7 protein-coding genes are annotated in these 8,460 nt (G+C 59.1%); all 7 read left to right on the forward strand.

The features are described 5' to 3' along the window. Positions 1-1,044, forward strand: a 1,044-nt coding sequence (locus IEX64_RS23545; RefSeq protein ID WP_188823831.1) for an aromatic ring-hydroxylating dioxygenase subunit alpha, incomplete at its 5' end; no start/stop codon positions are given. After that, positions 1,037-1,564: an aromatic-ring-hydroxylating dioxygenase subunit beta gene (locus IEX64_RS23550; RefSeq protein WP_188823833.1), complete on the forward strand. Its 528-nt coding sequence runs from the start codon at positions 1,037-1,039 to the stop codon at positions 1,562-1,564. The genes IEX64_RS23545 and IEX64_RS23550, both read left to right, overlap by 8 nt. A 24-nt stretch (positions 1,565-1,588) precedes the next feature. Continuing rightward, positions 1,589-2,956, forward strand: coding sequence for an aromatic ring-hydroxylating dioxygenase subunit alpha (locus IEX64_RS23555; protein ID WP_188823836.1), 1,368 nt, complete (start codon positions 1,589-1,591; stop codon positions 2,954-2,956). Positions 2,957-2,970: 14 nt separating this feature from the next. Next, complete coding sequence (locus IEX64_RS23560) at positions 2,971-3,522, forward strand: 3-phenylpropionate/cinnamic acid dioxygenase subunit beta (protein ID WP_188823838.1); 552 nt, start codon at positions 2,971-2,973, stop codon at positions 3,520-3,522. Between the two features lie 122 nt (positions 3,523-3,644). Then, the gene (locus IEX64_RS23565; RefSeq protein WP_188823839.1) at positions 3,645-6,203 is read left to right on the forward strand and encodes a TonB-dependent receptor; all 2,559 of its coding nucleotides are present in this window, start codon (positions 3,645-3,647) and stop codon (positions 6,201-6,203) included. A gap of 86 nt (positions 6,204-6,289) precedes the next feature. Continuing rightward, positions 6,290-7,393, forward strand: coding sequence for an alkane 1-monooxygenase (locus tag IEX64_RS23570; RefSeq protein ID WP_188823841.1), 1,104 nt, complete (start codon positions 6,290-6,292; stop codon positions 7,391-7,393). A gap of 82 nt (positions 7,394-7,475) precedes the next feature. Further along, the coding region (locus IEX64_RS23575) for a 2Fe-2S iron-sulfur cluster-binding protein (protein ID WP_188823843.1) at positions 7,476-8,460 on the forward strand (985 nt) is incomplete at its 3' end.

Genomic DNA, 8,460 nt, shown 5'->3' on the forward strand with positions numbered 1-8,460 from the left:
CACGGCTGGTCTTTTTCCCCGGACGGCGCGCTTTCCGGGGTGCCGCTGGAAAACGAGGCCTATTTCGGCGAACTCGACCGCACCAAGTTCGGCCTGATCCCTGTGACGAAAGTGGCCGAGTACAAGGGCCTCGTGTTCGGCTGCTGGGATTCCAATTCGCCCAGCCTCGATGACTATCTGGGCGATGCCAAATTTTTCCTCGATGTCTGGCTGGATGCCATGCCGGGCGGATCGGCACTGCTCGGCGAAACTCAGAAGATGGTGCTGGGCACCAACTGGAAGCTGCCAGTCGAGAACGTCTGCGGCGATGGCTATCACCTGGGCTGGGCCCATGCCGGCGCGATGGCGGCGGTCCAGTCGATGGACCTCACCGGGCTCAGCGTCGGCAATTCCGGGGTCGATCTCGATGGCGGACTGTCGGTCGCCGGCATGAACGGGCACATGGTCCTGAGCGCGCTCGACGGCGTTTCCGGCTATGCCTTCTATCCCGATCCCAAGCCGATCCTCGAATACCTGGAGGCCAACCGCCAGACGGTGATCGAACGTCTGGGCGAAGTGCGCGGCAAGCAGGTCTGGGGGGCGCAGGTCAACATCACCATTTTCCCCAACCTGCAGCTGCTGCCCGGGCTTAACTGGTTCCGGGTCTATCATCCCAAGGGTCCCGGGCAGATCGAGCAGTGGACCTGGGCCATGGCCGAAAACGACATGCCCGAGGCGGTGAAAGCGCAGATCCTCGAAAATCAGTGCCTGACCTTCGGCCTGGCAGGCCTGTTCGACAACGACGATGGCGACAATCTGACCGCCTGCACTGAACAGTCGCGCGGCTGGCGCACGGCGCAAATGGATGTCTACACCAACATGGCGCTGGGCCGCTCGGGCAAGCGCGAGGGCTTGCCCGGCGATATCGCCGCCGGCCTGGTGAGCGAGCACAACCAGCGCTATTTCTACCGCCGCTGGCAAGAGCACATGATGGCGGAAACTTGGGCCGAAGTGCCCACGTACAACATCAACTCGTTGACCGAACAGGGAGCCGAGCATGCTTGACCGGCCGCTTGCCCCTCCACCGGTGGAGGTGATCGTTGCTGTTACCCAGGCGCTCCACCGCGAAGCCCGGCTGCTCGACAACGAAGATTTCGAAGGCTGGCTGGCCATGCTTGGCAAAGACGTCAGCTATCGCCTGGAACTGAAGAGCCGAAGGTTCCGCGCTGACCGTTCGCCGCCTTTGCCACTTGGCCCAGGGGTAATCTTCAACGAGGATCTGGGTCGGCTCAAAATGCGGGTGGATCGCCTGAAATCCGGCTTCGTCTGGGCCGAGGATCCGCCCAACTACATCCGCCGCGCTGTCTCCAACGTCGAGGTGCTGGCCAACCAGGCCGATAACGAGGTGCGGGTCCATTCTGTGCTGGTGATGCACCGGAACCGGATCGACGGCACTACCCGCCTGCTCACTGCGGGGCGCACCGACCGGTGGCGTAGCGAGGGTAGCTGCTGGTTGCTCGCCTCGCGCGACATCGTGCTTGACCACTCGGTTATGCCAGACAGCAATCTCAACGCCTTTTTCTGAATATCTTAACTGGAGAGATCTATCATGCGAATTGAACGTATTGGCCGCGAACCGGATTATTCACGCTACATGGACCTCAAGGAAGGCTGGCTTGACCGCCGGATCTTTTCGGATGCCGACATCTACGAGGAGGAGCTGTACCGCATTTTCGCGCGGTCGTGGCTGTTCGTTGCCCACGAAAGCCAGATCCCCAGTTCCGGAGACTTCCTGACGACCCACATGGGCGAAGATGCGGTGATCGTCGCCCGCCAGCCCGACGGGTCGATCCGGGTCATGCTCAATTCCTGCCCGCATCGCGGCAACAAGGTCTGCTTCGCCGATGCCGGGAACACTCGTCGGTTCGTCTGCAATTACCACGGCTGGGCGTTTGACACCGCCGGCGACCTCAAGGGCATGCACGAGGAATATTGCTACGACGCGGGCGATATCGACTTCAAGAACCATGGCCTCAAGAACGTCGCCAAGGTCGGCAACTACAAGGGCCTGGTGTTCGCCACGTTCAACAGCGATGCGCCGAGCCTGGAAGCCTGGCTGGGCGATTTCCGGTGGTATCTCGACATGATCCTCGACAACGAGGAAGGCGGCACCGAATTCATCGGTGGCTGCATCAAATCGGTGATCAGCGCCAACTGGAAGTTCGGGGTCGAGAACTTCATCGGCGACGCCTATCACGCTGGCTGGACGCATGATTCAGGGGCACGATCGATGAACAACGGCCAGCCTTTCCCGCCGATCGACATGCAGAATTCCTATCACGCCAGCATGAACGGGCACGGCTGGGAATTCGGCACCGAAGGCGTGGGCGATCTTGTTCTGCTGGGCCGCCCCAAGGTCATGGACTATTACAACAAGATCCGCCCGAAGATGGCCGAACGCCTGGGCGAAATGCGCTCGAAGATCTTCGGCTCGGTCGCCTCGGCCTCGATCTTCCCCAACGTGTCCTTCCTGCCCGGCATCTCCACCTTCCGCCAGTGGCAGCCCAAGGGGCCGATGCAGTTCGAGCTCAAGACCTGGGTGATCGTCAACAAGGCCATGCCCGACGACATCAAGGAAGAAGTCACCAAGGGCGTCATGCAGACCTTCGGCCCCGGTGGCACGTTTGAAATGGACGATGGCGAAAACTGGGAAAACTGCACCACGGTCAACCGCGGTGTAGTCACCCGACATGAACGCCTGCATTATCGCTGCGGCATCGGGCGCGAGATAGAGCACGATACCCTGCCGGGCATTGTCTATCGCGGGCAGTACAACGACGCCAACCAGCGCGGCTTCTACCAGCGCTGGCTCGACATGATGACCCATGACGAGTTCGGCAAGATGCCGGCACGCCCCGAACCGCGGCTTGGCAATGTGGCCGAAACCCGCGACCTGCCCGGCCTGTTCGCGCTCTGAGAGGAACTACAGCCATGACCGACACCGCAACCCTCAAGCGCACACGCGAAGGCACTGCCGCATCGCTCGAACTGACCCACGCGCTGACCCAGACGCTGTATCGCGAAGCGCGCCTGCTCGACACCGAGAACTATGCCGACTGGGCCGAGATGCTGGCGGAAGACCTGCATTACCACATGCCTGGAATCGAAACCCGCTATCGCCGCGACAAGACCGAGCAGGTGACCGACCTGACCCGGATGGCCTATTACAACGACAGCAAGCCCGAAATCCTCAAGCGGCTTTCACGGCTCGAGACTGGCACGGCCTGGTCGGAGGATCCGGCGACGCGCTACACCCACATCATCACCAACGTCGAGGTGGAGCTTACGGAAAAGGCCGACGAGTTCCGAGTCTATTCGAACTTCTATGCTTATCGCAATCGCAACGAACGCGACGAGGATTCGCTGGTTGGCAACCGTATTGACATCTGGCGCCAAGTCGGCCACGCCTTTCAACTGGTCAAACGCCGCGCGATTCTCAAGCACAATGTGATGCTCAGCAAAAACCTGAACATTTACATCTGAATCCGTCCTTAACCTTTATGTCTCAGGAAATCTTACGGTACCTAACCGCCAATAGGTGCCAAGCAAGAAGGGCACGATCGCAGATCCACTGTTCTGAATTACTTTAAATAGGGAGAAAACGAATGAAAAAAAAAATGGGATGCTTGAATTTAAGGAAGCTAGCGCTGCGTGCTAGCGTATCGATGCTTGTCGGGCAGGTAGGCCTTGTCCCCATGGCCGTATATGCTCAGGAAGCGGCATCGAGCGAGCAGCAGGTCGAAGAGCAGAACAACGAAGGCGGCCTAGGTGAAATCATCGTCACCGCGCGCAAGCGCGCCGAAAATTTGCAGGATACACCTGTTGCGATCACCGCGATGAACGCTGAAATGCTGGAATCGCGGCAGATCAACAACGTCGCGCAGGTATCGAAGTTCGCGCCCAACGTGAACATCCAGCCGGTCGCCAACATTTCAGGTTCAAGTGCCTCGATAACAGCGTTCATTCGCGGCGTCGGCCAAACTGATTTCAACATTACTGTGGATCCAGGCGTGGGCGTTTACGTAGATGGTGTCTATGTTGCGCGTTCCGTTGGCGCACTGCTCGACATATCGGACATCGCAAGTGTGCAAATTCTGCGTGGTCCTCAGGGAACTTTGTTTGGTAAAAATACGATTGGTGGCGCGATTGTAGTAAACTCGGTCCAACCACAGAACAAGTTCGACCTGAGGCTCGAGGCGACCACCGGTCGTTTCAATCGCGCCGATTTCAAGGGCATGGTCAATTTACCGCTGAGTGACAATCTAGCAATGCGGGCTGTTGCCTCTTATGAAACACGTGATGGCTTTCAACGCCGGCTGTCCGATGGGGGCCGACAGGGCAACAAGGACAGCTTTGGTGCCAGGCTTGCCTTCAAGTGGGAACCGACCGACAAGCTAACCGTCAACCTGAGCGGTGACATCAATATCCGCCGCGAAGAGCAAACAGCCATTTCATTGATCGAACTTCGGGACCAACCTGTTCCGTTGCGATTTGTCGATGTTCCGAACAGCGCGCCTCCGGGCGGATCCAATCGTCAGATTGCCGCACCAAGCTCAATGTATTTCTGGAACAAGATCACGCAAGCCGGGCAAGGTTGCGGAACGCCTTGGAGCGGTCTTGGTGCTCCTGGCACTTTGGCGCCGATCGATAACCCAGCGTGTGCAAGCACTCGTTGGATCACAGGTGATCCAGACACCACATGGGCTGGTGGTAAGAACCAGTCGGACCTTGATCTTTGGGGAGTTAATCTAACTCTGGATTACGAACTCGGCGACTTTGCCCTAAAATCAATTTCAGCTTATCGCGACCAGAGCACTGTGGCTGAGTACGATTTCGACGGGACTCCACATAATATTCTTCAGCTGCCTTTACACGTTGACGTCTGGCAGGCCTCCCAGGAACTGCAATTGAACGGAAGTCTGCTCGATGATCGAATTAAATTTACAGCAGGCGTGTATTACTTGAAGGAAAAGGGTACTGATTACACCCCAATGGAATTCGGCTTTGCCCGCTTCATTACTGGTGGTGACATCGATAATGATAGCTTTGCTTCCTTTGCTCAAGCGACATTCAAGTTAACAGATCGTTTTTCAATTACACCAGGTATTCGCTACACCAATGAGACAAAGCGATACGATCCATCGAGCCAGGTTACGTTCGTCGACCGATCCGTCTCCGATCCAATTCTTGCTTCGCTCTACCCCCAGGGGGCGTTTATCGCCTTCAGCCAGTGCCTTGTTGGTCAGGCCGTGCCAGGCGTGATCCCCCCGGGCACTGCAGGTCTCGAAGCGTTGGCTGGCTTCCCGCTCCCAGGCGGATGCACACCATCAGCCACAAACCCTGGTGGCAACCACACAATGCCGGCTGTTGAAGTCCAGGCCAAGGCGAAGGAATGGACCCCAGCTGTCTCGATAGATTACAAGATCACAGACGATATGCTGATCTATGCGTCCTACTCGAAAGGCTTCAAGAACGGTGGGTTCAGCCAGCGCATCTTCCCCGCGGAGGTAACAACCCCCTCATTCACGCCCGAGTTCGTCGAATCCTATGAGGTCGGCTTGAAGAACGAGTTCTTCGACCGCCGTCTGCGGCTCAATCTGGCTGCGTTCCTGTCCGATTACAGCGACATGCAGATCGTCGTGAACGAAGGGATCGCGCCCAAGGTTCGTAACGCAGGTGCAGGCCGGATCAAGGGTTTCGAAGTTGAGGGTGAGGCTGCACCGATCGATCAAGTGCGCCTGACCTTTGGTGTCGGCTATCTTGATGCCTATTATACCGATATCGACCTTTCAGCAGCCCCGGTCACCAAGGACTCCAAGTTCGCCTTCGTCCCTGAATGGACGGCTTCAGCAGCAATCAACGCTGACGTTTACCAAGGCAGCATGGGCAAGCTGACCCTGCGTGGTGACTGGTCTTATCAGAGCAGCACGTTCAAGGACGCCGTGAACAACCCGCAGCTGTTCCAGCCGGCCTACAGCGTGTTCGGGACCAGCGCCTCGTTCACCGACAAGAGCGAGCACTTCACCCTGACTGGCGGCGTCACCAACCTGACAAACAAGCGGTACATCCAGGGCGGTTACGTCGATCTCGACATCGGCGGAGCAGCGACAGCCAGTTTTTCGCGTCCGCGCGAATGGTTCCTGAAGCTTGCATACAAGTACTGATGAAGGCCCGAGGGCGGTGGCCCGCCGCCGCCCTCACCCTTGCCTCGACGGGCAAGGCCAGAACAGAATAACTCGGGAGAAATCCGATGGACGGACTGCGCTATTTTCTCATCCCGGGCATGACCTTGGCGGGCGTTATCGGATTCATGCTGGGCGGCAGCTACGTCTGGCTGGGCGCGGCGACCTTTCCGGTGTTGATGACGCTGGATATTCTGCTGCCGGCGGACCACAAGATGCGCGCGCAGGGCACGGCACTGCTTGGCGATTTCGCCATGTACCTCCAGCTCCCGTGCATGATCCTGCTGGTCTGGGCCTTTGCCCGATCGGTTGCGACCGCGATCAACCCGATCACCGGCGCCGACAATTCAAGCTGGCAACTGGCCGGATCGCTGCTCAGCCTGGGCTGGCTCTCGGCGGTGCCGACCCTGCCGGTGGCGCACGAGCTGATGCACCGCCGCCACTGGTTTCCACGCTATGTCGCCAAGTGTCTGAGCGCGTTCTACGGCGACCCCAATCGCGATATCGCCCATATCGTCACCCACCACGTCCATCTCGACACGGCCAAGGATAGCGATACCCCTCGGCGCGGGCAGACCATCTACAGCTTCGTGTTCCAGGCGACTTGGGGTTCCTACAAGGATACTTGGGAAAAGTCGGCCGAAATCCTACGCAAGCTCGGCCATGCTTCGCTGGGATGGCGCAATCCGGTGTGGCTACTGCCGCTCTTATCGGGCAGTATCATCGTCTTTGTGGGCTTGACGGCAGGCCTTGGCGCGGCGCTGACCGCTGTCGGCGCGATGGTAATGGCCAAGATGTTCGTGGAGGGGTTCAACTACTTCCAGCACTATGGCCTGATCCGGGTCGAAGGGGCGCCGATCGAGCTCCATCACGCCTGGAACCACCTTGGCGCGATCGTCCGGCCGATCGGTGCGGAAATCACCAACCACATCAACCATCACCTTGACGGGCATATTCCCTTCTATGCGCTGAAGCCCGAACCGCAAGCGCCGCAGATGCCCTCACTGTTCCTGTGCTTCGCCGCCGGACTGATCCCGCCGGTCTGGTTCCGCTTCATCGCGCAACCGCGCCTCAAGGACTGGGACGAATGTTTCGCCACCCCCGGCGAACGCAAGCTGGCGGATCAGGCCAACGCACAGGCTGGTTGGCCGCGCTGGCTGGCCAGCACTTGAACGCCAGGCCAATCGTCAACCCTCGTTCGGGCGACAATTCGCAACTGCGGATTCCGCCCGCCCATTTCGGACAAACCCGACAATGTTTTCTTTCCTGCGCAAATCCAAGATGAACACCGTCACCGTAGAAGGCTTGGCCTCCCCGCTAGACGTTCCGGCGGGCAAGACCCTGCTTGAAGCGATGCTGGGATTCAGCCTTGCCATGCCGCACGATTGCAAGGTCGGCTCATGCGGTACCTGCAAATTCAAGCTCCTGTCCGGCAAGATCAGTGAATTGAGCCCGTCGGCCCTTGCACTTGAGGGCGAAGAACTGCGCCGCGGCTTTCGCCTCGCCTGCCAGGCCATTCCGCGCTCGGATCTGACAATCGCGGTTGATGCGCCACTCTCGCAAGGGATCGCCATTGCTGCATATCGCGGCACCATCGTCGCCGCGCTACGGCTGTGCGAGGATATAATCGGGATGACCATCGAACTGGACCGGCCGCTGGCCTTCACTCCCGGACAATACGCTGATCTGACCGCTCCCGGCATCGAAGGTGCACGCAGTTATTCATTCGCCTTCGCGACGGTTGGCGGCCCCACCCAGCAACTGCATTTTCACATCCGGCACGTTCCGGGCGGCGCATTTACCGACTGGCTGTTCTGCACCGATCGCACCGGAATGGAGCTGAAGGTTGCCGCCCCCTATGGGCAATTCGCTCTCAAGGACAGCACTGCCCCCATTCTTTGCATCGCCGGGGGTAGTGGTCTAGCGCCGATTATCTCGATTCTGGAGCAGGCGCTTGACCGGGGCGCAGACCGGGCGGTGCACCTGCTGTACGGTGCGCGCCGTCAGTCCAATCTCTATGCCCTCGACAAAATTGCGGCCCTTCGTCAACGCTGGATGGCCCCTTTCGAATTCGTCCCGGCCTTGTCGGATGAAGAGCCAGACAGCGACTGGGCAGGGGCGCGTGGGCTGATCACCGAGCAGATTGCGGGCGTTGCAGACCTGGCGGCGCACGAAGCCTATTTGTGTGGCCCACCGGCGATGATCGACTTTGCCGAAGCGCAATTGCTCGCCGCCGGCC

This window comes from Novosphingobium indicum (genome assembly GCF_014645195.1).
Lineage (GTDB): Bacteria > Pseudomonadota > Alphaproteobacteria > Sphingomonadales > Sphingomonadaceae > Novosphingobium > Novosphingobium indicum.